We start from the raw sequence: 25922 nt of genomic DNA, 5'->3' as shown, positions 1-25922 counted from the left end.
TTTACATTTAGTTTTTCTATAAATTTCTACGGAATTTAATACTCTAAATTTTGGCAAAATAAAAAACTGCCTTAATTAAAAAGCAGTTCTTCCTTTATATTATTTTCTCATTTTTTGTTGTTCTCTTTGAATATCTTGTTGTGATAATCCTGTAGCCTCCATTACTTCTGTAATCCCCATATCTTGTTCTAAAAGATTTCTAGCTTTCTTTAGCAGTTTTTGTTGTTCTCCTTTATGCATTTTTTTACCCATAAATTACAAACTCCCTTCTAAATATGTTTAATTGCCTATTATATATATAAATTTTAGACAAATCTAAAATCATTAAGAACTAATTTAGACTGTGAATCTAATAGCCTACCAATTAACACTATATTTTTATTATGTCCTATAGACATTAAACTTATTCATAAAAACAATATCTTCTATTTACAAAAAGAAGTTTGCAATTCAATTAGATTTCTATTTCATTATACTACTAATGATAATATTAAAGACTTTATAAATTTAAGATTTTCACATTTTTTTTCTGGATACATAGCCAGACATTTAGTAATTTGAAGTATTAATGTATACCCTAATCTTTCATTTACATCTTCAATTGCATTAAAACAAGATTTTTTACTTAAGGGCTCAAATATTTGCTTAATATTGCAAACAATGACATCATTTAGATTAGTCATTTCTGTTGCTTTATTACTATTAAATATATATTTTTGTTGTATATAAAAACCTAACCCTTTTCTATTTTCAATATCATCATATAATATTTCAATTTGTACTTCTAATCTTTCTCTAACAGTTAAATTTTCCATTTTACTTTCTTCTATTTTCTTAAAAGTTTCTTTCCATGACTTATCTAATATATCCATAAACAATTCCATTTTACTACTATAATAATTATAAAATGTTCCTACTGCCATACCACATTCCTTTGCAATAAGTTTTATATCGACTCCATCATATCCTTTTTCTGAAAATAGTTTAAAAGTCTTTTTTCGTATAGTTTCATCTAAATTTTTAATAATTTTTGGCATAGTATCTCCTCTTTTACTTTAAAATACGCTTTTAAAAATAATATGTATTTGGACAACTAATTAAAACTTTAACAGTTGAATTTTAAACTTATTAATTTATCAAATGAGAAAATTCAAATTAATATTTTATTACTAGTTAACAGATTATTTTAGTTAAGAGTTAAGAGTTGTGGTGATTATCACTCACTATGTTCCTAATAATACTAAACGTATTTTTTATTTTAAGAAACTGATTTTCAGTTTCATCCATTACTTTTAACTAACCATAGTTGTACTTGTCTTTTCTCAGCCGATAATAAAAGTTTGATAAATTGATTTAAATTCAAGATTATTTCCCTATATAGGGTTCCAAGTTGACTCTTAAATTTATTCATTCAAAAATTTGGATATCTAAAATAATGAGACATGCTCCGAATCACTTTGAACTCAACACTATATTTTGTATAAAAATATTTTAAGGTTATTGAATAAATTTAAATTTGAGCTTGTTTCCCTATAGTTGTCCATAAGATTATATAGTAGCAAATGAATTTTAATTATTTAAATGAATATAACTTCACCATTTTCACTACAAGTATATTGCTTACATACATAATAGTCAACTTAAAAAAAACAATAATTATTGCCTTTAAAAGTTATATGTGAATATGTACTTAAAATATTGTTATATATTAAATATTTACTTAAATTTCAATAAAAAAATGCATCAAAATAAAACTAAATTTTATTCTAATACATTACAGATTACTAACTTAAGTTTTTAACTATTTTAAATAATACTGATTGAAATATTTCTTTTTCATCTTGTTTTATATTTGAAAAACATTGCTTATCGAATTCCTCAAATAAATTAAAAATTTCATTTTTTATAGAATGAGCTTTTTCCGTAAGAAATATTCTACTAACTCTTAAATCTTCACTATCTATTTTTTTAACTATAAAACCTGACTTTTCCATTCTATTTACCATTTTAGTCATTGTTGCTGGAGTAACTGAAAGCTTCTCACATAACTCTTTTTGTCTTACTCCTTCATTTTTATATAAAACCATTATAAGAGACGGTTGTCCTCTATATAAACCTAATTTAATTAATTCTTCATCTAATTTCTTAAAAGTTTTATTAGCAACTCTTAGATACTCCGATATCAAATTTTCTTCCATAATTTTATTCCTCCACTTTAATTAGTCAACTAAATTGTACTTTAGATAACTTATAAATTTAATACAACTTTCATATATTGAAACAAATTCTAATCTGGTTCCATTCTTTAGGAATTAAAATTTTCTGCGTATAAAATAAAAAAACAATTTTATATTCCTATATTATATGATATCTTTTAACAAACAAATATTCAAATATATTTTTTGTAAACTTTTTTTATTAATATTAAATTTAATTTAAATATTTTAAACTTTTTTTAATTTTTTCTTTACCATACTTTAATCTAATATAATTTTAACCAAAATATTTTTATTATCTTAATTTATAATTTAAAATATAATATAAAGTTTTAAATTGACTTTTAAAATCATTTACCCCAAACCTTAGATATTTAAAGAGTAATATATGCTCATAAATCTTTTAGAATTGTGTATAAATTTAAATTAAAACTTCCTTCTATCTGTGTATTTTAATCTCTAGAACCCTGAAGTAATTTTGCAATTAACTGAACTATTTCTACATATAACCATATAAGTGTTACAAGTAATCCAAAAGCAGAATACCATTCCATATACTTAGGTGCACCATATTGAACATTTTTTAATATAAAATCATAATCTAATATTAAACTAAAAGATGCCAGTGCCACTACTAGTACACTAAATCCTATTCCTATAGTTCCACCTCCATATATAGGTAAATAAATTCCAAATATAGATAATATAAATGACAATATATATAATAAAAAAACTGATGTTATACCTATAGTTACCCCTTTTCTAATCTTTCCAGCTAATGTTGGTGTTCTCCTATATATAAGCAATGTAGCTATTGCCACTGCAAAAGTTAAGCAAGTAGCAGAAAATACTATACCTGGATAACTGGATTCCATAACCATAGAAAAACTTGATAATAACACTCCTTCAAACATAGCATATAAAATTGATGTTACATTTGCAATTTTAGGTATAAAACTAGTTAATATAGATAATATAAATGCTGCTATAGATGATATAATAAGCAAACTATTAAAATCTGAAGTACCCTCTTTTAATACAGACCAAGTAGTTCCAAAAGAAGTTACTGTTATACCTATTAAAATTAATGATTTAATTATAGTTGAAGAAACTCTCATAGTTTTATTGTTATACCCTGTTTTCGATTTTTCAAATCCACTAGTTATAAAAGGATTAGAGTTTACTCTTTTCATACAATCACTCCTTACTACGATTAATCAAATTAACTTGTAATAATCATTAATAACCCTATCCATTTTCATTATTCTTATTCTTTTAACTTTTAAATATGAAGCTATGAAGCATAAATTTAAAATTCTATATTTGTTTTATATCATAAGATATTTTAACAAATAACACCATAATAATTAATTACGATGTTATTTGCAAAATTTTCTTTATAATGAACTTATACTATTCATTAACTTCTAATAATATTTTATTTAATATCATTTGTTCATATACATCTTTTTCTTTTTCCCATTTTTCAAAACTAATTATATTTTTACATAGCATAAACACCATTTCTTCTATTACATTATTTATCTTACATATATTTTTTTCATATATAAAACTTATAGATGTAGCCTTGCCAAAAGCATTTGCTATTATATTTAACATCTCACATTTTATGTATTCACTTTCTTCTTTAGTAAAATTATCATTTAGTTGACAGAATCCTTCATTATTATAAAATCTATACTCCATATATTGCATAAATCTTTCAAAATCTTCTGCATTACTTCCTAACTCTATTTCAAAAAGAATTTTAAAAAATATATTCCAATGAAAATCAATATTTATAACATTTAACAACTTATTTCCAAATTTCTCGCAAAATTCACTTTCAAAATTTATATCTCTATCAAACTCTAATTCTCTACCAAAATCAATATTATTCTTACTTATTTCATTTACTCTAGATAGCATATTAATAAGGGTTTGATTATAATCCTGAAAATCTTTTGCATTGCTGCTTCTAAATATATAATTTACAATCACATCGGAAGATGTTTTAAAGTCAACTATAAATCCTATACTATTTTTCATCTGATTAGAGAAAGAATCATATATAATTTTAGACAACATAGTTTCTATTTGTTTTTTTCTTACATCTAAATCTGCAGTGTTGGATTTAGCTGAATGATTATATACTACTGCTAATTGATTATCAATCATGCATAAATGTTTTTTTATAGATGTTAATATATTTTTTAGAAACTCATCACCTAACATATAATTTTTATTTTTATATATTACTTTATGTTCAATTTCACCCCAGAACATATTTACAAGAGATTTAATTTGAAGTTCAAATTTATATTTAGCTTTATCATTTTCATATATTCCATCTATTTTATATATTTCAAAACCATTTTTTTGTTTTTGAGGTTGCTCTCCAGCTAAATAAAGTCGTATATTTTTATTTAGTGAATTATAATAATATCCGTCTATATCTCTTTCATTAAATACCTCTCTTAGTTTTTCATATATTTTCACTTCATCTTCTATAAATCTACACTCTACCCGTATACCAATTAAATCTTGTAAATTATGTAGTAAATCCTCTGCACATTTATATTTTTTATAATAATTATTTCTTATTATTTTTTCCTCTAAACTAGATTTAGATTTTATTCTCGTTACTAAGTTTATATCTCCATCATTCATAGATTCTAAATGTTTTTTTAAATAATCCTCTATTTCTTCAGAAACATCATTAATCTCTGGTTTAGCTTCTTCTAAAAGCTTTATAGTCTCATCTATGAAATTAAATATTTTAAGCTCCACAACATTTCCTCCATCTTTTTCATAAAAACTTTGTATAAGCATATTTTTATTTTAAATAACTTTTATGTCTTTTGTGTTACTTTTTATTTTCATTTCTAAGACAATATTTTTAACTATAATAAAAATTGAAGGTTACCTCAAAATTAACTATATTTTAAGATAACCTTCCATAATTTAATATTAAATTATATCTTTTTTCACAAAATTAATATGAGAAATTAAGTAACATACTATAATCCATGCTGTTAATATAAATAAAGAAAATTTATATGTTATAAGTGGACATATTAATAATCCTGCCCAATTACCTTTTATAACTGATGTAATATCAAAGTACGATGTAAATATAAATGGTAACACTCTATTTAATATATTAGGTAATCCTTGTTCTGATAAAAGTGTAATTTTATCAGTTATGCATAATATTATCAACATAGATATAAAGCTAACTCCTGTTGATACTGAACTATTTTTAATAAGTGTAGACATTAAAAAACAAAAGGAAACGGTAGCTGTAATTAAAAATGTTTGTAATATTAATGCCTTTATAGTAAATTCCCAAGTAGTAACTAAATAACTACTTCCAATTACTGCTGAAATTGATTGTCCTGTATTTTCTACAAGCGCCATATCCATTTTATACCTTGTTCCTACAGCTATAGGTGATGATGGATCTCCAAAACCCAATATTAATCCTAAAAAAATAAATGCTATAAATTCTAAAATTAAGACTATAACATTAGACATAAATACCACTGTTAAAAACTTTGAAATTAATACTTTACCTCTTGAAACTGGCTTTGTTAAAAGCATCTTTATAGTAGCAGGATCATTTTCTCCTGAAATAATATCTGATGCTAAAATTCCTATTATTACTATTATAAATAATCTATCTATAGTTTTTAAAAGACTTGGTAATGCAATAAATGCTGTACCATCACCATTATAATCATATTCTAAATCATTATCTAAATAGTATTGCTTTACAGAAATTTCATCATTTAACTTTTGAATTTCTGTGTCTAAACTAGGTGTAGTCCCCTCTCCTTTTCTTTTATTCAAAAAATCTATCTCTTTTTTCAGCCTCTCCTTACATGGAATACTATTATCTAATAATTCTTCCTTAATAACTAACTCATTTTTATCTTCTTCTACCCAAATACCATATCTCTCGGCCTGCATAATCTGATTATTTTCCAACGCATATTTTTTCTTTTCTTCATAATAATTAATTGACTCTTTAAGCCTTTCAGCTCGTTTTTTAGGCAGTTCATAACCAATATTTTTATAAGCTCCAAATGTTGCAAGTGCAACTAAGCCAAAAGCCATTGATAAAACCACAATAAATCTTTTTTTACTTATCATTTTTTTTGTTTCATTTCTAATTAAACTCCACACCCTATCACCTTCTTTATATTAATACATCCCTTTTATTAAATATCTTTGATGAAATAAAGTAACAAACAATACTCCAAATTAACATAATAACTATTCCTAAAGGAATACTAAATATTGTACTATTCAAACTCATTACTAAATTTCCTTTAATAATATCCGTACCACAACTATATGTTGTAAACAATATAGGATATAGTTTATTTAAAAATTTTAAAGGCAATATATAAGTTATTAATGATATGAGCATCAATATCCCTAAATTAATAGTTAAAGAAGTAATGCTATTTGTACAAATAGTTGAAATGAACATAACAAAACTTACACATGTTATTATAAATATAAATTGCATAAATAGATTTAGCAGTATTAATTTCCAAGCAGAAATAATATATGAACTTCCAATTACAGCAGAAATGTTATTTATATATAAATTATTATTAGAAGCCTTCACATATTTTGTCCCAACAATTATAGGATAAGATGGATTACCAAAATTAAAAATTAAACCTATAATAATAAATGTAATAAACTCCATAAGACATATAGTTAATGTAACAATACATATATTACTTAAAAATTTAGAACAAAATATTTTTCTGCGTGATACCGGCTTTGTTAAAAGTGCTTTAATCGTCGAAAATGTATATTCACCTGCTATAATATCACTGCAAAGAAAGGCAATTAAAATTGGTAGAATCATTTTATTTATAAAATCAAATATTCCTGTTATATCTTCAAACGCATATATTTTATACTCCTTATTTGGTTCAATATCATTATCTAAAAGATAATTGTAATATTGTAATTCAGCATTACACTTCTCAATTTCAATAGAGTCTAAATCTTCTGACAATTCTCCTTTTTCATTTTCCAAGTTCTCAATTTTATTTTTCATAGTATTTTTCCAATTTTCATCTGGATTTGCTATATTATCTTTTAACATTTTAATCTCTTCATCTAATCTTTTCATTTGTATGTCTATATCTTTCTTTTTTTCTTTTGACAATGATTCACTTTTTGCTTCAGCCTTTAATTCAATAAGCACATTTTCTTTTTTCTTTAATTGTTCACTTGGGGTTTTTCCAAAACTGCTACTATACATATAGATAAGTTTAAAAACTATTAATAGTACTAAAGCTAATAAAAAAATATATAGCTTTTTATTATGAATTAGCTTTATGATTTCATTCTTTATGCAATTTATCAAATTATTCCTCCCCCTCCATGATTTCCATAAACCTATTTTCTAGATTTTGATGTGCCTTGTTTATTTCTTCTATGGGAATATTTCTTTTAGCAAATGCCTCAATAAGCTTAGGGAATGTACCTTTTTCACAATAAAATAATAACTTTTCCCCTTCCTCCTCAACATGTTTTACAAAATAAAGATTGAAAAGTAACTCCTTTCCCTTCTCTTTTTCAGGGGTGATTAAACATATTCTTTCATCAGTACTATTTTTCACAAGGTTTTCAGTAAGTTCAATAGATTTTATTGTTCCATTATTTATAAATGCAACTCTATCACAAAGCAATTCTATTTCAGAAAGTATGTGTGAAGATATAAATACAGCAGTATTATTTTCTTTAACTAACTTCTTTATAATATTTCTAAACTCTACTATCCCTGATGGATCCAATCCATTTGTAGGTTCATCTAAAATTAATAGTTTAGGATTTCCTAATAAAGCTTGCCCTAGCCCTAATCTTTGTTTCATTCCTAAAGAATACTTTTTAACCTTATCATCTATTCTTTCATTTAAACCTATAAAATCAATTACTTCCTGTATTCTATCCTCTGTAACATCACCGTACATCCTTGCGAATAGCCTTAAATTTTCTCTTCCAGTTAAATCTAAATAAAGTTCAGGGTTTTCTACAATACATCCAACACTTCTAATAGCTTTTACAAAATCCTTTTGTATATCATATCCATTTATCTTTATAGTTCCTTTATTAGGTTTAATTAGTCCAACTAACATTCTTATAGTAGTAGTTTTTCCTGCTCCATTTGGTCCTAAAAATCCAAAGACTTCTCCTTCTTTAACTTCAAAGCTAATCCCTTTTATTATTGGTCGTTTAGATAACTCCTTATATACATCTTTTACCTCTAATATATTTGCCATAATCCCCATCTCCCCTAATAGTAGATTTTTTAATTTAATTACAGACTAATTTAATTTTTCATATACTTAATTCTTATTTATATTAATTACTTAGTATGACATTAGTTAAATTATAAGTATTATTTTTTATGTAAATGCAATATTATCTATTTATTTTAAATTATACCATAATTTTCCTAAGAGTTTTAAATTATGTTTTTAAACATCCGTGATATTACCAATTTGTATGTGTTTTATTTTCAATTTTAACATTGTTTTGAACTGTAAATTTTATGTAATCTTTTTATATTTAAAACTATAATTTAAAGTTGCTCCTAACATTAAGTTAGAAGCAGCTTTCTTACATTTTAAACCTCAACATTAATATAAAATTTTAAATTAAATTCTAAAACTATTCATTTATAAACTGACAACAAAAATTTAATGAATAATCTTAAATATGAACTTATTTCCCTATATAGAAGCTTCTTTCCCTATATCTTTAACCATATTATGAATCCATTTTCCTGATTTAAATCTTTTCATCATTATCACAACTTTAATAGCTTCCTCTACAAAAGTTAAAAGTACAACTAAATATACTGGTAAACAAATTATAAAAGCTCCTATATAAGCAAGTGGTATACCAATACACCATAGGGTTATCACCTGAACTAATGAACCAAAAGTAGAATCTCCACCACCTCTTAAAACACCTACTATCATTACAGCATTATACACTTTAACTATAAGTACTGCTGCATAAATATATAATATATATATAGAGTCTAACTTTACAGTTTCTGAAACATTAAATATAGATAATATCCACTTTGAAGATAATGCTAATACTAATGATAAAATTATAGAAACCATTATAGCTAATTTAGAAATTCTTTGTGCATATATTTTGCCTACTTCTTCTCTGTTTGCACCTATTTCATTTCCAACTATAACTACTGCTGCATTAGCTAGTCCGAATGTAACTATCATAAATAAATTCATTACTGTTGAACATATTTGTATAGAAGCTGCTGCCCCTGTGCCTATCCTTCCGTATATAGCTACATATGTTACACTTCCAAGACCCCAACATGCTTCATTAAGAACTATTGGTATAGTAACTTTATATAATCCATTTAATACATACTTTTCTATGTTTATGAATTCTTTTATTTTTGCATTTAGAATGTCATTTTTTGAATAAACAACTATAAGGATTATCAAGCATTCTACGATTCTTGCAGTAACTGTAGCTAACGCTGCTCCTTTTACTCCCATAGCCGGTAATCCTAATTTACCAAATATTAAAATATAATTTAATACCCCATTAGTTACAAGTCCTATAAAACTTGCTATCATTGGAAGAACAGTGTTTCCTATACTTCTTAAAGCAGCAGCATAACTAAATGTTATAGCTGTAAATAAATAACTTACAATAACAATAACTAAATATTTACTGCCTGTTTCTATAACCCTAGGGTCAGTATTAAATATACCCATTATTTGTTTTGAGAATAATAATCCAATTGTACTAAATAAAACTGCAGCTATAATTCCAGATATAAGTCCAATTCCTAAAGTCTTTTTTATATTTTTTACATCCCTCTTTCCCCATAATTGAGCTATAAATACACCAGAACCTGAACTTATACCAAATACTATTAAACTAAAAAGAAAATAGTATTGATTGGCAATTCCTACTGAAGCTAATTCAATTTCTCCAACAACACCTATCATCATAGTATCAAGCATATTTAATGATGATGCTATTAAATTTTGTAAAACTATAGGTAACGTTATAATAAAAAGTCTTTTATAAAACTCTTTATCTTCTTTAAACCTTTTTAACATGCGTATTAAACCCCTCCCCTTAATTAAAACTTTTAAATCGATTATAGATATATGGTTTCAAATTTTTATATGTAAGTAAGATTTAAAGTTTATTTCCTTATATTTAATCTTATAAGTCTATATATCTATATTCCTTATCATCTTTATTTAATAGCATAAAAAAAACATCTACTTTTGAGTTTTTTTACAAAAGTGGATGTTTCAAACACTTCTTATTATTTTAAATACATAAAACTATAGGGAAACAAGCTTCAATTTAAATTTATTCAATAACTTTAAAACATTTTCATACAAGATTCAGCATTGAATTCTAAATGATTCGGAGCATGTCTCACTATTTTAGGTATCCAAGTTTTGGAATGGATAATTTTAAGAGTCAACTTGGAACCCTATATACCTAAAATTAATAACTTATTTACTATTAAATTTTCACCACTAGGTATGATATATTATTTTTTTGAATTTGTCAACAATTCACTTTTGAATAAATTTTCTTACAGTTCTATTTTATTGGCAATAGCTTAGGTCTATTGAGTATTTATATTTTTACTACATTTTATGTAAAAATATAAATAAAACCTAACGCAATCAAAGCTGTTCCTAAAAAAGCACGTTTAGTATTATTAGGAACATAGTAATTAATAATCACCACAACTATTACTTTTTAACTAAAATAATATGTTAGTTATTGATAAAATATTAATTTGAGTTTTCTTATTTGATAAATAAGTTTAAAATTTAATTTGGAACCCTATACCTATAATCAAATTTATTTTTCTTTACATAGTAGTTCTACAAATTTTTTTGATGCAGGGGATAATGACACGCTTTTTAAAAAACCAAAACCTATATTGCGTTTTGGTATTTGCTCAACAGTTTTAATTTCATACAAAATTTTATTTTCAAGATAGTTAGAAGAAAATTCTTTTACTACACAAGCAATTCCTAAATTAATTTTTGCAAACTCTAATAATAAATCATGTGATCCAAGTTCAATCTCAGCACTAATTTGAACCCCCTTAGAACTTATAAACTTTTCCACATATCTTCTAGAATTTGATTTAGGCTCAAGTAATATAAGTGGTAATTTAACAATATCTTCAAAATTTAATGGTGATGAAGTTAAATTTTTAAATTTTTCTCCACAAACAAAGATGTCATGTACTTCCATACATTCAATTATTTCTATTGATGAATCTTCTATAGGTAAATTACAAATAGCAATGTCTATATTCCCAGACTTTACTAATGAACATAATTCTAACGTAGTTCTGTTTATAATTTTTAATTTTACATTTGGATATCGGCTATGGAATTCTTCAAGATATGGTAGTAAAAAATATTTCGATGTAGTATCTCCAACACCTATTTTTAAGTCCCCTATCATAAGATTTTTTGAATCTAATAGTTTTTTTTCACCAGCATCAATCAAATTTATAGCTGATATTGCATGTTCATATAATATTTTACCTTCATTGGTAAGAATGACACCCTTAGGAGTTCTTGTAAAAAGTCTTGTATCTAACTCTCTTTCCAACTGCATTATAGATTGACTTACAGCTGGCTGAGTCATATACAATTCCTTAGCTGCTTTTGAAAAACTTTTATTTTTTCCTACCTGACAAAACACCTTATATAAATCTAATTTAGTTATCATATAAGCCTCCCTTATACCCACTATATATACTATTTATTTTACTTATACCATAAAAATATTGTATATTACAAGTATAAAGAATAAATTCAATTCAAAAATTTTTTTGAAATTAAGGAGAGGTTAAAGTGGAAAGAGTAGTTGGAACTGTTGTTAGAGGTCTTCGTTGCCCAATTATAAATCAAGGAGATTGTATAGAAGATATCGTTGTTGATAGCGTATTAAAAGCTTCAGAAATAGAAGGATTTAAAATAAATGATAAAGATGTTGTTACTGTAACTGAATCTGTAGTTGCTCGTGCACAAGGAAACTATGCAACAATAGATCAAATCGCAAAAGATGTAAATTCAAAATTTGGTGATGATACAGTTGGAGTAATTTTCCCTATATTAAGCCGTAATCGTTTTGCTATATGTCTTCGTGGTATAGCTAAAGGTGCTAAAAAAATTATTTTAATGTTAAGCTATCCATCTGATGAAGTAGGAAACCATCTTGTTGATATAGATATGCTTGATGAAAAAGGCATAAATCCTTGGAGTGACGTATTAACTGAAAAACAATTCCGTAATTGCTTTGGAGAGGTTAAACACACATTTACAGGAGTTGATTATGTTCAATACTATAAATCTTTAGTTGAAGAGTATGGCGTTGAATGTGAAGTTATTTTCTCAAATAATCCAAAAACTATCCTAAATTATACAAAAAGTGTTCTTACTTGTGATATACATACAAGATTTAGAACTAAAAAAATATTAAAAGCTAATGGCGGAGAAAAAATTTATAGCCTTGATAATATATTATCATCCTCTGTTGATGGTGGTGGATTTAATGAAAATTATGGTCTTTTAGGATCAAATAAATCTACTGAAAATACAGTTAAATTATTCCCACGTGACTGTCAACCTGTTGTAGATGCTATACAAGCTAAAATCAAAGAGAAAACTGGAAAAACTATTGAAGTTATGGTTTATGGTGATGGTGCTTTCAAAGATCCTGTAGGTAAAATTTGGGAACTAGCTGACCCTGTAGTATCTCCTGCATACACAGCTGGACTTGAAGGAACACCTAATGAAGTAAAATTAAAATATCTTGCTGATAATAATTTTGCTGATTTAAGAGGAGAAGAACTTAAAAAAGCTATATCTGAATATATTAAAAATAAAGAAGATAATCTTGTAGGTTCTATGGTATCTCAAGGAACTACACCTAGAAGACTTACAGACCTTATCGGATCACTTTCTGATTTAACTTCTGGAAGTGGAGATAAAGGAACTCCTATAGTTTATATACAAGGTTATTTTGACAATTATACAAAATAAAAAATAGGGATGCATTTTGCATTCCTATTTTTTTATATTTTTTATTAAGGATTTTGTATCTAATACTTTTTCCTCCTTATGTGGTTTTTTCTCACTTTTCATCTTATTTTTTTTCATACTTTCTTGTGATTTTATAGAATTTACATCTGTTTCAGATTTTTTTATAATTGGTACAATATTACGTGATGTCTTTTTACTCTTTATTTTTATCTGAAATTTAGGCATATATTTTTCAATATAAGTATGCAAGTCCAATCTCCTATAAGCTATATCTAAAATAAAAATAAACAATGCCACTATTATAAAAAATTCATCCAATTCTCTTTTAGATTTCTTTGTTATATTTTTATTTTCCTTATAAACATCTTTAATATCTGTAATTATAGTTCCATTTACTTCTTCAACTAATTGATCTGTTATATCTAATTTTTTATCCAAAGAAAATTCTGGTGAATAAGAATTAGCATATCCTCCCTTAGCTGTAGAAACAACTTTTCCATCCTCTTCTTCTGTGACTTGTATCATATAGTTACCAGTTTCTTTTACATCAATTATGCCAGTATATTCTTTAGCTGACTTAGGTGTTAACAAAATTTCTTTTTTCTCATTTGATGGGGTTATTATAGTTGCCTTAACTTTAGATTTTTCTACATTAGATTCATTTTCCTTTTTAAAGGAAATATTCAAACTAGTACCAACTTTATTTACTTCTATAAAATTTCCACCTTCTGAGAAATTATCCGTTACAAACCCTAATATATTACTCCAAAGATTTTGAAAGTTTTTCCACCCTACATAGTTTTTAGACCATTGACCTGTTACATCAGAGTTCCACGCAACAGTTTTACCAAGTCCATATTGCCAAGTTGTAAGTATTGGATCATCTTCATCTGATTTTAAACAAACATTTGAAGTTGATTTTGCTGACGCTCCAATATATCCGTATAAACTTGGTAGTCCACCTTCTGAAACCCCGCTTAATATAGAGCCATTAGAATTTATTATCGGAGTAAACTCTCTATTATTCAAATAATATTTTTGAGCTAGAAAAGTTTCTTTTGCAAAAATTTCTGGTATATCCGTTCCTTGACTTACCTCATAATATCTTCCATTACAACCTTTAGCTATTTCTTGAAGAAGGCCCCTATCTGCACCACCTCCAACTGCTACTGTTGAAATAGTTATATTATCTTTTTTACACTTTTCTATTAATTCATTATAACCTGTTTTCTCTGCTTCACCATCAGTTAATAATATAATATGTCTAACCTTTGCATCACTGCTTTTTATATTCTCATATCCCTTAGTTAAACCTGGAATAATACTCGTTCCTCCACCTAGTGTAATAGATGATATATCACTAATTATCTTTTCTTCATCATTTATTACTTGTTTTTCTACAACTTCTGAATAAGCATCATCAAAGGTTATTACATTTATTTCATCTTTGTTATTTCTTAAAGATTTTAAGCTTCTCATAGCCCCTTCTTTTGCTAAATCCAAGTTGCTTACACCACCAACAGTATCTGACATACTTCCTGACCTATCTATTACTAATGATAAACTCATTTTAGGAATTTCTTTTTTTCCTTTCAATTCCATATTAACTGGAAGAACTTTTTCTAATGGTGTCTCCATATAGCCGCCAAGCGCATATGAATTATCTCCACCAAGTGCTATATATCCACCACCAAAATCTTTAACATAACTTTCAATAGAATCTACAAAGCCTTTAGACATATTGTCTACTGAAACATTGCAAGTTACTACAGCTTTAAATTCTGTCAGCTTATCTATAGTCTCTGGTGCTACTGATGCATCCATTTTCTTATAAGGTATTTGAAGAGAGTTCAAAATATTTATAAACTCATCACTTTCACCACTTCTGTCTTCTAGTACCAATATATTAGGCTTTCCAATAACTTCTGTATAGGCACTAGCTTCATTATTTCTAACTTCACCATCACCATCACCATCACATTCTATACTTGCTCTATAATTTTTGAATCCAGAACTTTCTGCCTTATCCTTAAAAACAAAATTATTATCTCCCTTGTTTACATTAACTTCTTGCTTTCCTACCACATTATTTCCGCTATATAAAGTTATTGTTCCTTTTGTATTAACATTACTTTTTATTTTTAAATTCACGTCAAAATTTTGCCCTATACTTACTTTTTCTGAAACGGTAATTTTATCTATACTTGTATCATTTATCTCTTTTTTGTTTGCTTTATAAACTTTTAAATCTACCCCCTTTTCTTTTAAAGTAGGAATTAAATTTAATGCTTTTCCATCATTTTCTGACCCATCTGAAAGTAGAACAATTCTCTTTTTTGTATTATTGGGAAATAATGATATAGCATAATTAATAGCACTTTCTATATTTGTATATTCTTTGTTTAATTCTGAAGAAACCTTTGAAAACTTACCGTCTCTTGAAATGAAAGTTTCCACTTTAGGCTTTTCACCAAAAGATACTACCCCTATTTTATCCTTCGATGGTTTAATCTCAATTGCTTTTGTTACAAACTCATTAAATTCCTTTTCACTACCATATACCGATTGAGAACTATCTATTAAAAATATAGTTGATGTATTTTTAGAAGTTAAATATAAACTAGTTCCTGTAAGTGCTAAAACAATACATACAATAGCTATACTTCTTGCCGCTATTATAATTATTTTCCTGTTTTTATCAATATATTCAAGGGTTTTATATCCATAATAAATAACGAAAGGAACAATAAGTAACAGTATTAAATATGTTTTATTTTCAAAACCAAAATTCATTCTTTCACACCTTTCTATATAGTTACTAAAATTAAGCTTTTAATTTTTATTATTAGAATTTATTTTGATATACCCTATCCACTCTAAGATAATAAAAATTAATGAAGCAATTAATAATGGTGTCATCAAACTAATACCACTTATTGAATTTTCCTTATCTATAATATTAATATCTTTCTTATCTTTGTTTTCTTTTAATACACTTTCTTCACGTGGAAAATTTACGGAAAATAAACTTTCTATTTCTTTATCCTTAGATTTTTGAATAACCTTGTATATACCTGGATTTACAGTTTTATTATAGATTACTTCTGCACTCTCATTTGAAAAATTTTCTTCCTTATTGTTGCTATCTATAATTTTAATATTATCTACATTGTTTAGTATTGAAACTTTAACAGATTCACCACAAGTTATATTCCTATTTTCTAACATATTATTTCCTGATAAATAATTTATTATATTGTTCATTAATATAGGGAAATTATGTGTTAATGGCATATCACTATCATGGATATTAAACCCCATCATAACAACCTTGCGATTATTTAAAGTTCCTAAAACTCCTGCCACTTTATTATTTATTTCTATAAAACTTTGAAGATTTCCACTTAATTTTATAGGTGAAAAAGTTGCTAACTGAAAGCTTTCTCCTTCTATATAATCTGTAATAGAAGATTTATTAAATGTAGCACTTCCCCCTTCTATTTGAGGTTCTAAACCTATAAAATTATTTTCATCTTTTAAATTAGTTATTAATATATTTCCATCAGTAGGTAAACTCTCTGGTAACATACCATCATAAATGTATATATCATATCCAGATTTTATTTCTTCTGGATTATTAGTTTTGAAAAGTTCAATATCATTTCTTATTGACATAGCTTTTTCGAAAAATATATTTTTCTCACTTATCATCAAAACTTTCTTTTTATTAGTTTGATTTACTATGTTATAAAAATAATTATCTTCTTTTAAACCGTCGTCTATATCTATTTCTGCTCTTAGTACTGATACACCCTTAGAAATTTTATCAAATTGAACGTTATAATTTTCTGTACCTTTTATATTTATCTCTTTAATCTGAAGTAATTTATCATCTCCATATAATGCAATTTCTACATTTTTATTATCTTTTGATGTATTAGTAATTGTTGCAATAGCATCTACTCCTTCATCATCTGATGTTGTTGATAAATTTTGTAGTATTAAATTATCTAAAACCCCATTTAAACTAATTACATCCCCTTTTACTCCTTCAATTTCAATAACATCATCAGTAAAATAATAATAAGCTAAATTTTTTTCATTATTTGCTATAGATTTAATTAAGGAAATAACCTCCTCATTAGACGAAGTTGCGTTACTTTTTTCTATTGTCTTTATTAAATTTTTTACTTGTTTCTTATCCTTTGATGAAGATAATAATATTTCACTGTTTGGTGATGTAGTTATAAGGGTAACTTCTGCTTTATTTGGAAGAGAATCTACTAATTTTTCTGCTTCTAGCTTACTTTCTTCAAGTTTCGTAGAGTTCTTTGTTTTATAATTCATACTCCCACTATTATCAATAACTATAATATTTTTGCTGTATCCACTTAATTTGCTATATATAAAAGGATTCACAAGGGAAAGTATTAATGCCAATATTGTTAAAAGTTGAAGAAAAAATAATATATTCGTCCTTAATTTTTCCCAAGGTGTACTTGCCTGTAAATTATCTATAGCTTCATGCCAAAGCATATTGCTTGGAATAATAATCTCTTCATTTTTTCGTTTTAAAATATACATAGCTATAAAAGGAATTAGAAGGGTTAAAAACCATAAATTTATTGGGGACAATAACCTCATAGAACACCCTCCTTTGCAAGTTTTTCAAATATTACTTCTTCTAAAGAGCTATCACTAGCTATCTGGATAAATGTACCACCATATTTCTTACTTACATCCATCAAGTTTTTTGTAAAGCTTTTTAGTGCTTTTTTATAGTTTTCTATAATTTTTGATGTAACTGTAACTTTAATTTTTTCATTACTTTCACTATCAACTAAGGTAACTTCTCCATTTACCTTAGGCTTTAATTCGTCTTCACTTAAAACATTTATAAGTAGTATTTCTTCATGATTATATTTTAAAAATCTAACACTTTCTTCTATACTTTCTTTATTCAGAAAATCTGAAATTATAATTGTAAGCCCTCTTTTATTAAATTTAAATTTTTTCAAACTTTCTTTTATATTTATAGAACCTTTAAACTCATATTTTTCCATAAAACCTGTCATTCTTTGAAAAGATGATATTGTTGAAAATCTTTCACTTTTCAAACCATCGTCCGTCATTAGATTTATATTTACTTTATCCTGATTGTTTAAAGCCAAGTATGCTAAAGCTGCTGAAATTTGCAAAGTTAATTTTTTCTTTTTTATATCACCAGAAGCCATTGAATTACTACAATCTATAAATATATTTATTATTGCTTCTTTTTCCTCAACAAACAACTTTACAAATAGCTTTTCAAATCTTCCATAGGCATTCCAATCAACTCGTCTTATATCATCTCCAACGTTATACTCTCTAAAATCTGAAAACTCAACAGATGTGCCTTTTGCTTTTGAACGTCTAACCCCTGAATCACCACTATTGACTAAAGAAGCAATCTTAATAGACATATTTTCAAGTTTACTAAAAAACTCCTTATCAAATACTTTATCTACCATAAATAACTCCTTATCATTACACTGTTTCTAACTGACTTTTAAGTATTTTTTCTAATATATCTTCACTTTTTATTCCATCTGCCATAGCATCAAAATTCAAGAAAAATCTATGTCTTAACGCTGGATATGCAACATACTCTATATCCTCAAAAGCTACATTAAAACGTCCTTCCATTATAGCTCTTATTTTAGATGTAGTAATAAGAGCCTGTGCTGCCCTTGGACTTGCACCAAATCTTATATATTTTTTCGTTATCTCTGGTGCATTTTCACATTCTGGATGAGTTGCTAAAACAACTTTTAAAGCATACTCTTCTACAGAAGCTGACATTGGAACTTCTCTTAAAATCCTTCTTATCTTTAATATCTCCTCACCTGTGATAACATTTGTAAGATTTATTTTATTATTTTTTACAGTTACATTCATAATTTCTTTTAATTCTTCAAGATTAGGAAATGGTACCATCAATTTAAATAGAAATCTATCTAACTGAGCTTCTGGAAGTGGGTATGTACCATCCATTTCAATTGGATTTTGTGTTGCAAGAACCATAAAAGGTTCTTGTAGGGTATATGTGTTAGTTCCAACAGTAACAGTGTGTTCTTGCATAGCTTCTAATAATGCAGATTGTGTTTTTGGTGTTGCTCTATTTATTTCATCTGCTAAAACTAAACTTGAAAATATAGGACCTTTTTGAAAAGAAAATGAACTATTCCCTTCTTTATCTTTCATAATAATATTAGTTCCAACTACATCTGCTGGCATTAAGTCAGGTGTAAACTGAATTCTTGAAAAAGGTAAATCCATAACCTTAGATAATGTTTTTACTAACTGAGTTTTTCCAAGCCCTGGAGACCCTTCTAAAAGAACATTACCTCCTGCTAAAATTGCTATAATAACCTGTCTTACAACATCCTTTTGACCTATTATAGCCTTTGAAATTTCTCCTTCTATAACATTTATTTTATCTATAATATCCTTAACTTTTTCCATATCATATAAATTATTATCCATCTTAATCATCTCCATCTATTATTTATACAAAATAAATTTATTCTTCTATTTTAGAAAAATACTCTTTTATTATATTTTTCATTGATTCTGGTATTTTATTATTTTCTATACTTTCCATTGCAGCATCTTTGTAACTTCCTAATGCTTTGTTATAATCCACATAATTTCCAGCAGAAGTGTTAGCTTTATTTGAATTTTGAGTTGTACTTTCACCATTTTCACTAACTTTTCCTTGTAGATTTTCATTTTTCCCTTTTCCATCTACTCTTTCACCAACAAAAACCTTATCCCAGTCAGTGTTCTCATCATTACTTTTTTTATTATTTCCTATTCCTCCATTAGAAGGTAGTTGACTTCCTTTAGTTGTATCTTTTACTGTTGTTCCGCTTCCAGCACCACTACCATTACCATTACCATTTCCGCTACCATTTCCACTTGATGACGATTTACTTGCAGTTCCACTGCTACCTGATCCAGCAGTTCATGTACCACCACTACTATTGCATCCTTTAGCCACCTTGCCTTTTACAGATTCTATAGCATCGTCATTCATTTCTTCACTTAATTCACTGTTTAAGTCATTTAATGAAGATTCTAAATTCTCATCATTTCCCTCCATATTATTCATAACATTCTTTAATGCTTTACTTAGCTCTTCATTATCACCATTTTCCATAGCTTCTTTTAATGACTCTGCTAACTTATTTTTTTCATCGTCTTTCATATCTTTAATTTTACTTTTTAAGTTTTTAAGTTCTTCTTCTGTTTTCTTTTTATCCTTATTTTTTAAAGCTTCTGCTAACTTTTCTGTGTTCTTATTTTTTTCTAAATTTTTAGCAATGTTATTTAAATTTTTGTTTTTTACATTATCTAATTTCACGCTAGTTTTTTCTAAAGCCTTTGCTATTTCTTTTTCACTTTTACTTTTTTTAATTTCCTTTTTAAGTTCTTTTAATTGGTTTTCAATTTGAAGTTTTTTTATCTCACTTACTTCTTTATCACTTTTTAATTCTTTTTCTATTTTTTCTACTTTTTTAACTTCATTTTTTTGCTCTGTATTTAATGCTTTTAATTTAGATGCCTCTTCCTTTAAAGGATTTGGTATAAATATTGCTAAAAAAAAGGCCAAAAAAGTAATGCTGAAAATTTTAATATACTTTATATTTGGCTTTATTTTTAGTTTCTTTATATCAAAATTTTTAAGTTGTAATTTTACATCTTCAAATAATAATTCATAATATGGACTATTATTATCTTCCATTTCTAAAAAAGTAGTAACTCTATTTTTTAAATTAATATAATCTACAATTTTTCCTGTTTCTTTATATGTAGGAAATTTAACCACACTATATATAATTGAAACTAATGATGTACATCCTATTAATATTAATGATTTTTTTATGTAATCATAAGTTGGAATAAAAAATGATATTCCCTTTAAAACAATAACCATAAGAAATCCAACTATAAACCCTATTAATAAGTTGTTTATTAGTTTTTTTATAAAAATTCGTATCTTACATTTAAATAAAGTATTTTTTATTTCTTTCACAACATCACCCTTTCTTTGATATAATGAGAGCGGTTAGCGGAAATCCCTTTTCAAATTTCCACTAACCACCTTTAATTTTTCACTTTTAAAATTATTTATCACAAAATTTATATATCCAAAATGGTTATATACCTTCTCGATCCTTTGAATTCAATAAAGAATTCAAATAAAAATATTTTTAGATTTATTAATAATTTAATATTAGATTTTTCTATATATGAATGTTTAACTTTTTCTTTATACTTTCTTTTCCTTTTTTAGATTAAATAAATGCTGTTTCTTTCTTGTCGGATCTATTTTTCTTGCTGCTAATAGTATTATTAGTATTGTTGCTATTATCATAAAAATTATTGTTATCATATATGATGTTATTCCAAGAAAATTAATTTCTAGAGTTTTTCCAAAAATTTCTGTAAGGGATATTCCAAGTTGTGAAAATATCAATGTCATAAATCCCACTGCTGGACTTATAAGCAAGTACCAATAAAATTGCTTAGAAGGATCAAATTGTATTCCATTATTATATTTATAAACTTGTAACATAGCGCACATTATTACTGGCCCTACATATATTAAAAATATTGTTATATATGAAAATACCGTTGCTACTATAGTTTTCTTAAAACGTGTAGAATAATAAATTCCTATTGCTCCAACAAAAGTAGCAGCTACTATGTTGATTATTAATATGCCGAATATACCTAAAGTATTTATTCCTATATAAGATAATAAAAATATAAATATAGGTGTTGATGAAACTATAAGTAAAATTATTTTACTTAGTGATGCTCCAAGTTTTCCTGTAATTATAGATAAAAAACTCATGTCTGTTGTAAGAAGTATATCTAATGTTTGCTTTTCTCTTTCAGAAGATATAGCACCTGATGCAATAGTTGGTGATATTATTGATATTAATGCAAATTGTACTATCATTAAAAATATAAAAGTACCAATGGCATCATTTTTTGTTATCATCCCTCTATAACTTGATTGAATATACAATCCTCCACATAATGTTAACATTAATACAGCTAAGTAACCTATTACAAGTAAACTTCCTCTAACATTACGCATAGATGTTCTTAACTCTTTTTTTAATACTGGGTTCAATTTTACATTATTTTTCATTATCATCACCTCCAATTACCTTCATAAATACTTCTTCTAAATTTCCGTCTATAGTATTAAAACTAACAACTTTTATATTTTCCTTTATTAATCCTTCTAAAATATTACACATAACCTCTTCGCTACCTGAAAAAGATGCTGTTGCTACATTGTTCCCTATTTTTTTTATTTCTCCAATTTCTACATACTCTTTTAATAACTTTATTGCATTTTCTACATCTTTTAAAACCTTTAATTTTATAAATTTTGTTTTATATGCTTTATCCATAACTTCTTCAACAGTACCACTTGTAACAGCTTTTCCATTTTGTATTATTACTAAATTAGTACAAAGCTCTGCAAGCTCTGGAAGTATATGAGAACTTATTATTATTGTCTTTCCCATCTCTTTTAACGTTCTAAGAATATTTTTCATTTCGATTCTTGCTTTAGGATCCATACCAGATGCTGGCTCATCTAATATTAATAAACTAGGGTTATGAACAAGACATCTAGCAAGACATAACCTTTGTTTCATTCCTCTAGATAAATCATCTACATATGCATCTTTTTTATGAGATAAATTAACTAGTTCTAATAAATCATTAATTAATTCATCTTTTTCTTTTCCTTCTATTCCATATATTGATGCATAAAACTCTAAGTATTCATCCACTTTCAAATCATCATAAACACCAAAGAAATCTGGCATGTATCCAATTTTTCTTTTTACTTCTCTTCTATTTTTTATAGCATCAACACCATCTATAAAGACTTCCCCATTATCACAATCTAAAAGTCCGCTAACAATTTTCATAGTAGTTGTTTTACCTGCTCCATTTGGACCAACAAATCCAAATATTTCCCCTTTTTTTACATGTAAATTCAAATTATCTACTGCTTTGAAAGAACCATAACTTTTAACTAAATCCTTTATCTCTAACATTATTTTGTCACCCCTTTACCACTTATTTGAGGTATTGTAGCACTTCCTTGTTCTGCTGTTTTTATTATAATTTTAATTTGTCCATCTTCATTTAAGTAATTGTTTATCTCATCTTTATTTATAGATTCCTTTGCATTGCCTTTTCCAATATCATAATATGTCTTAGTTTGTTTATTATAAATTTTATACTCAGCATTCATACCTTCAAAATTAATATCTAAGCTATTATAGATAAAACTATTTCCTAACTCATATAAAACTTCTACTTCTGTATTATCATAAATACTATTTGAATATGAATCATAATTAAAATTTCCCTCAAGTGGATTAACTGAATAGCTTATAAATTCTTTTGGAATATTAATTTCAACATTAGATTCAACATTTATTTTTGTATTTAAATTAGTAACCAACATATTTTTTCCATATTGTTTTGCTTCTTTATTATTTATTTTTATAGGTTCTAAATTAAAATTATTTATAAGCCCACCTAAAATATAATTTTCTTTATTTTTTTCATAATAGTTTTGTAAAACCATTCTGTATATTTCAGCCTTTTGACTTTCACTTATTTGTTCTTTTTTTGATAATTTATTAAAAGGACCTTGATTTATCTTAAAAAAGTTATCTACAACTTCCCACGGTCCATTTTTTAAGTTTCCAACTATAGATGATGTTATTAAACTAAATTCTTTTTCGCTTTTTGGTTCTATAGTATCCAGCTTTATAACACCGCCATCCTTAACCACTACAAATGCATCTTCTATTTTATAATCTGTATTATTTTTTACTTTACCCATTATATCTTTATTTTTTAAAAATAATTCTAAGGACATATCTCCGGAGCTCGTCCTTATCATATTTCCTTTTATTTTATTACTATCAATTACATTTACATCATTCAATGTAAAACTATTATCATCTAAATTTATAGTTGATTTTATTTTATTTGGTACTGTCTTTCCTTGGTCATAATTATTACTTTGATCCATAGTAATTTTTTGCAAATCATAGTTTGATTCTATCTTGTTATTACCTTTACTTAAATTATTAAACTGTATATAACTCTCTAATGTCTCACTATCTTTTGTAAGGTTTATTATATTTAATGATGTTACATATTTATCATTAACCCCGCATACTTTTATATATCCTATTATTACTATAGAAAATACAATAGCCAACATTGGCACCGCATACCACATTTTCTCTTTTTTATCTTTTCTCTTTAAAATAAAATAAGCTGATGGAAAAATAAATATTATATATATTGTGAATATTGAAAATAACATTTTCACACTTATTTTATTCGTTTCTGAAAAAGTAGATAATACGCTTTCAACATTCCAAAATAAATTATTATTATCATTTTCATTTAAAATATTATCTGTACCATATACTTTAATATTTTCTGTTATAAAATCACTAATTTTATTAGAATTTACAACTGCTGAATTTGTTAAGTCAAAAGTTGTTATAAGTATTGTTCCTCCTTGTTTTTTACTTTTAAGAAGAATACCCTTACCACTTTCTTCTAGTACAGTTTCACTATTATCCACAGTTAAATTAGCAATATTTACTTCTGTTCCATTTTCATCAAGTTTTGTACTTTTTATAACAGATGTTCCATCTACACTGCCCTTAATAAAATCATCTTTAAATATGCTAAGAGTTTTTTTATAATTCTCTCCTGTGCCTATTATTAAATTCCCACCTTTTTCTACCCACTTCTTTAAAGCATCATACTGATTCTCTGATAGCTTAGATGTATCAAAGTTACTTATTATTATTGTATTAAACGATGTTAATCCATTATATATTTGTGGAAAATCTTTTTCTGTAAAATTAACTACAACACTTTGAGCACTGTCACCAATAGCAATATTCTTAGTGTATGCCATATTAACATTATCTTCTGATAAAACACCTATATAAGGAGTTCCTGAAAAATTTCCTCCAAGTGCTTTAAAACCTTTCTCAGCAACAACTTTATTATCTTTATAAACTTTAACTAAATTATCAACGTAACTATCAAGTTTTATATCCATAGTTATAATCTTTTCGCTTCCTGATTCCATACTTATTGATTTTGTGTATTCATCATATCCACCATAGCCATTACTACTCATAAAACCTATTGTCTTAGTTGGAATTAAAATTTTAATATCACCATTAAAATCTTTCCCATTGTTTTTTACTTTAATAGTGACTGGGCATTCATAGCCTATCTTAAATGTTTTATCGTATCCATAGTCAATACTTTCTATAATCACATCATTATTAGCTTTTTTCTCCTCTGCTGCAAAGATGTTCATTGGAACAAAAATACCTACCATAAAAATCAATGTAGTCAGAAAAACACTTAACTTTTTTTCAAAATACTTCATCTTTTTCCCCCTTAATTTAAAAATTAATTGACAATCTAAAATGGAAAATGGATACTTATAGAAAACTTCTAT

Annotated in this window: 20 protein-coding genes; 1 reads left to right on the top strand and 19 read right to left on the bottom strand. The window is 26.0% G+C overall.

Annotated features, from left to right (window positions below; all coding sequences use genetic code 11):
* Positions 1 to 99: 99 nt before the first annotated feature.
* The 10 genes from ACYUE0_RS02510 to ACYUE0_RS02465 form a co-directional block, all read right to left on the bottom strand.
* Positions 100 to 252, bottom strand: coding sequence for a hypothetical protein (locus ACYUE0_RS02510; RefSeq protein WP_010293208.1), 153 nt, complete (start codon positions 250 to 252; stop codon positions 100 to 102).
* A gap of 218 nt (positions 253 to 470) precedes the next feature.
* Positions 471 to 1037 (bottom strand): TetR/AcrR family transcriptional regulator, encoded by a 567-nt coding sequence (locus ACYUE0_RS02505; protein ID WP_061994657.1) that lies wholly within the window; start codon positions 1035 to 1037, stop codon positions 471 to 473.
* 747 nt (positions 1038 to 1784) lie between these two features.
* The gene (locus tag ACYUE0_RS02500) at positions 1785 to 2198 is read right to left on the bottom strand and encodes a MarR family winged helix-turn-helix transcriptional regulator (RefSeq protein WP_061994658.1); all 414 of its coding nucleotides are present in this window, start codon (positions 2196 to 2198) and stop codon (positions 1785 to 1787) included.
* A 470-nt stretch (positions 2199 to 2668) separates the two neighbouring features.
* A complete protein-coding gene (locus tag ACYUE0_RS02495) occupies positions 2669 to 3409 on the bottom strand; it encodes a Bax inhibitor-1/YccA family protein (RefSeq protein WP_460269393.1) in 741 nt (246 codons plus the stop codon).
* 220 nt (positions 3410 to 3629) lie between these two features.
* The gene (locus ACYUE0_RS02490) at positions 3630 to 5006 is read right to left on the bottom strand and encodes a GTP pyrophosphokinase (RefSeq protein ID WP_460269392.1); all 1377 of its coding nucleotides are present in this window, start codon (positions 5004 to 5006) and stop codon (positions 3630 to 3632) included.
* A gap of 180 nt (positions 5007 to 5186) precedes the next feature.
* Complete coding sequence (locus tag ACYUE0_RS02485) at positions 5187 to 6404, bottom strand: ABC transporter permease subunit (protein WP_460269391.1); 1218 nt, start codon at positions 6402 to 6404, stop codon at positions 5187 to 5189.
* A 13-nt stretch (positions 6405 to 6417) separates the two neighbouring features.
* Complete coding sequence (locus tag ACYUE0_RS02480) at positions 6418 to 7611, bottom strand: ABC transporter permease subunit (RefSeq protein WP_460269390.1); 1194 nt, start codon at positions 7609 to 7611, stop codon at positions 6418 to 6420.
* Position 7612: 1 nt separating this feature from the next.
* A complete protein-coding gene (locus tag ACYUE0_RS02475; RefSeq protein ID WP_460269389.1) occupies positions 7613 to 8527 on the bottom strand; it encodes an ABC transporter ATP-binding protein in 915 nt (304 codons plus the stop codon).
* Between the two features lie 453 nt (positions 8528 to 8980).
* The gene (locus ACYUE0_RS02470; RefSeq protein ID WP_460269388.1) at positions 8981 to 10360 is read right to left on the bottom strand and encodes an MATE family efflux transporter; all 1380 of its coding nucleotides are present in this window, start codon (positions 10358 to 10360) and stop codon (positions 8981 to 8983) included.
* 769 nt (positions 10361 to 11129) lie between these two features.
* Positions 11130 to 12017 carry a LysR family transcriptional regulator gene (locus tag ACYUE0_RS02465; protein WP_061994670.1) on the bottom strand — a complete coding sequence of 296 codons (888 nt, stop codon included), beginning with the start codon at positions 12015 to 12017 and terminating at the stop codon, positions 11130 to 11132.
* Between the two features lie 125 nt (positions 12018 to 12142).
* On the opposite strand from ACYUE0_RS02465, the gene ACYUE0_RS02460 reads away from it, so the two are divergent.
* Entirely contained in the window at positions 12143 to 13333 is a 1191-nt protein-coding gene (locus ACYUE0_RS02460; protein ID WP_010293222.1) for a coenzyme F420-0:L-glutamate ligase, read from the top strand.
* 24 nt (positions 13334 to 13357) lie between these two features.
* Here the strand turns inward: ACYUE0_RS02460 and ACYUE0_RS02455 are convergent, their stop codons facing one another.
* The 9 genes from ACYUE0_RS02455 to ACYUE0_RS02415 form a co-directional block, all read right to left on the bottom strand.
* Complete coding sequence (locus ACYUE0_RS02455) at positions 13358 to 16126, bottom strand: FixH family protein (protein ID WP_460269387.1); 2769 nt, start codon at positions 16124 to 16126, stop codon at positions 13358 to 13360.
* A gap of 39 nt (positions 16127 to 16165) precedes the next feature.
* A complete protein-coding gene (locus tag ACYUE0_RS02450) occupies positions 16166 to 17977 on the bottom strand; it encodes a vWA domain-containing protein (protein ID WP_460269386.1) in 1812 nt (603 codons plus the stop codon).
* Complete coding sequence (locus tag ACYUE0_RS02445; RefSeq protein WP_460269385.1) at positions 17974 to 18843, bottom strand: DUF58 domain-containing protein; 870 nt, start codon at positions 18841 to 18843, stop codon at positions 17974 to 17976. Before ACYUE0_RS02445 ends, ACYUE0_RS02450 begins: the two co-directional genes overlap by 4 nt.
* Positions 18844 to 18859: 16 nt before the next feature.
* Positions 18860 to 19858: an AAA family ATPase gene (locus ACYUE0_RS02440; RefSeq protein WP_460269384.1), complete on the bottom strand. Its 999-nt coding sequence runs from the start codon at positions 19856 to 19858 to the stop codon at positions 18860 to 18862.
* Between the two features lie 37 nt (positions 19859 to 19895).
* Positions 19896 to 20018, bottom strand: a complete 123-nt coding sequence (locus tag ACYUE0_RS02435; protein ID WP_268869837.1) for a hypothetical protein — start codon at positions 20016 to 20018, stop codon at positions 19896 to 19898.
* Between the two features lie 321 nt (positions 20019 to 20339).
* Positions 20340 to 21410, bottom strand: a complete 1071-nt coding sequence (locus ACYUE0_RS02430) for a hypothetical protein (RefSeq protein ID WP_460269383.1) — start codon at positions 21408 to 21410, stop codon at positions 20340 to 20342.
* Between the two features lie 237 nt (positions 21411 to 21647).
* Positions 21648 to 22538, bottom strand: coding sequence for an ABC transporter permease (locus ACYUE0_RS02425; RefSeq protein WP_460269382.1), 891 nt, complete (start codon positions 22536 to 22538; stop codon positions 21648 to 21650).
* Positions 22528 to 23463 (bottom strand): ABC transporter ATP-binding protein, encoded by a 936-nt coding sequence (locus ACYUE0_RS02420; RefSeq protein ID WP_460269381.1) that lies wholly within the window; start codon positions 23461 to 23463, stop codon positions 22528 to 22530. Before ACYUE0_RS02420 ends, ACYUE0_RS02425 begins: the two co-directional genes overlap by 11 nt.
* Complete coding sequence (locus ACYUE0_RS02415; RefSeq protein ID WP_460269380.1) at positions 23463 to 25850, bottom strand: hypothetical protein; 2388 nt, start codon at positions 25848 to 25850, stop codon at positions 23463 to 23465. The genes ACYUE0_RS02420 and ACYUE0_RS02415 overlap by 1 nt, the downstream gene beginning before the upstream one ends.
* Positions 25851 to 25922 lie beyond the last annotated feature (72 nt).

It is taken from the genome of Clostridium sp. CTA-19, from assembly GCF_054767855.1.
This window is presented reverse-complemented; position numbering and strand designations above follow the sequence as displayed.

Excerpts from the sequence above, each read along its gene's own strand:
- ACYUE0_RS02510 (WP_010293208.1), bottom strand. The coding sequence starts at position 252 with ATGGGTAAAAAAATGCATAAAGGAGAACAACAAAAACTGCTAAAGAAA.
- ACYUE0_RS02505 (WP_061994657.1), bottom strand. The coding sequence starts at position 1,037 with ATGCCAAAAATTATTAAAAATTTAGATGAAACTATACGAAAAAAGACT.
- ACYUE0_RS02500 (WP_061994658.1), bottom strand. The coding sequence starts at position 2,198 with ATGGAAGAAAATTTGATATCGGAGTATCTAAGAGTTGCTAATAAAACT.
- ACYUE0_RS02495 (WP_460269393.1), bottom strand. The coding sequence starts at position 3,409 with ATGAAAAGAGTAAACTCTAATCCTTTTATAACTAGTGGATTTGAAAAA.
- ACYUE0_RS02475 (WP_460269389.1), bottom strand. The coding sequence starts at position 8,527 with ATGGCAAATATATTAGAGGTAAAAGATGTATATAAGGAGTTATCTAAA.
- ACYUE0_RS02470 (WP_460269388.1), bottom strand. The coding sequence starts at position 10,360 with ATGTTAAAAAGGTTTAAAGAAGATAAAGAGTTTTATAAAAGACTTTTT.
- ACYUE0_RS02465 (WP_061994670.1), bottom strand. The coding sequence starts at position 12,017 with ATGATAACTAAATTAGATTTATATAAGGTGTTTTGTCAGGTAGGAAAA.
- ACYUE0_RS02455 (WP_460269387.1), bottom strand. The coding sequence starts at position 16,126 with ATGAATTTTGGTTTTGAAAATAAAACATATTTAATACTGTTACTTATT.
- ACYUE0_RS02450 (WP_460269386.1), bottom strand. The coding sequence starts at position 17,977 with ATGAGGTTATTGTCCCCAATAAATTTATGGTTTTTAACCCTTCTAATT.
- ACYUE0_RS02445 (WP_460269385.1), bottom strand. The coding sequence starts at position 18,843 with ATGGTAGATAAAGTATTTGATAAGGAGTTTTTTAGTAAACTTGAAAAT.
- ACYUE0_RS02440 (WP_460269384.1), bottom strand. The coding sequence starts at position 19,858 with ATGGATAATAATTTATATGATATGGAAAAAGTTAAGGATATTATAGAT.
- ACYUE0_RS02425 (WP_460269382.1), bottom strand. The coding sequence starts at position 22,538 with ATGAAAAATAATGTAAAATTGAACCCAGTATTAAAAAAAGAGTTAAGA.
- ACYUE0_RS02420 (WP_460269381.1), bottom strand. The coding sequence starts at position 23,463 with ATGTTAGAGATAAAGGATTTAGTTAAAAGTTATGGTTCTTTCAAAGCA.
- ACYUE0_RS02415 (WP_460269380.1), bottom strand. The coding sequence starts at position 25,850 with ATGAAGTATTTTGAAAAAAAGTTAAGTGTTTTTCTGACTACATTGATT.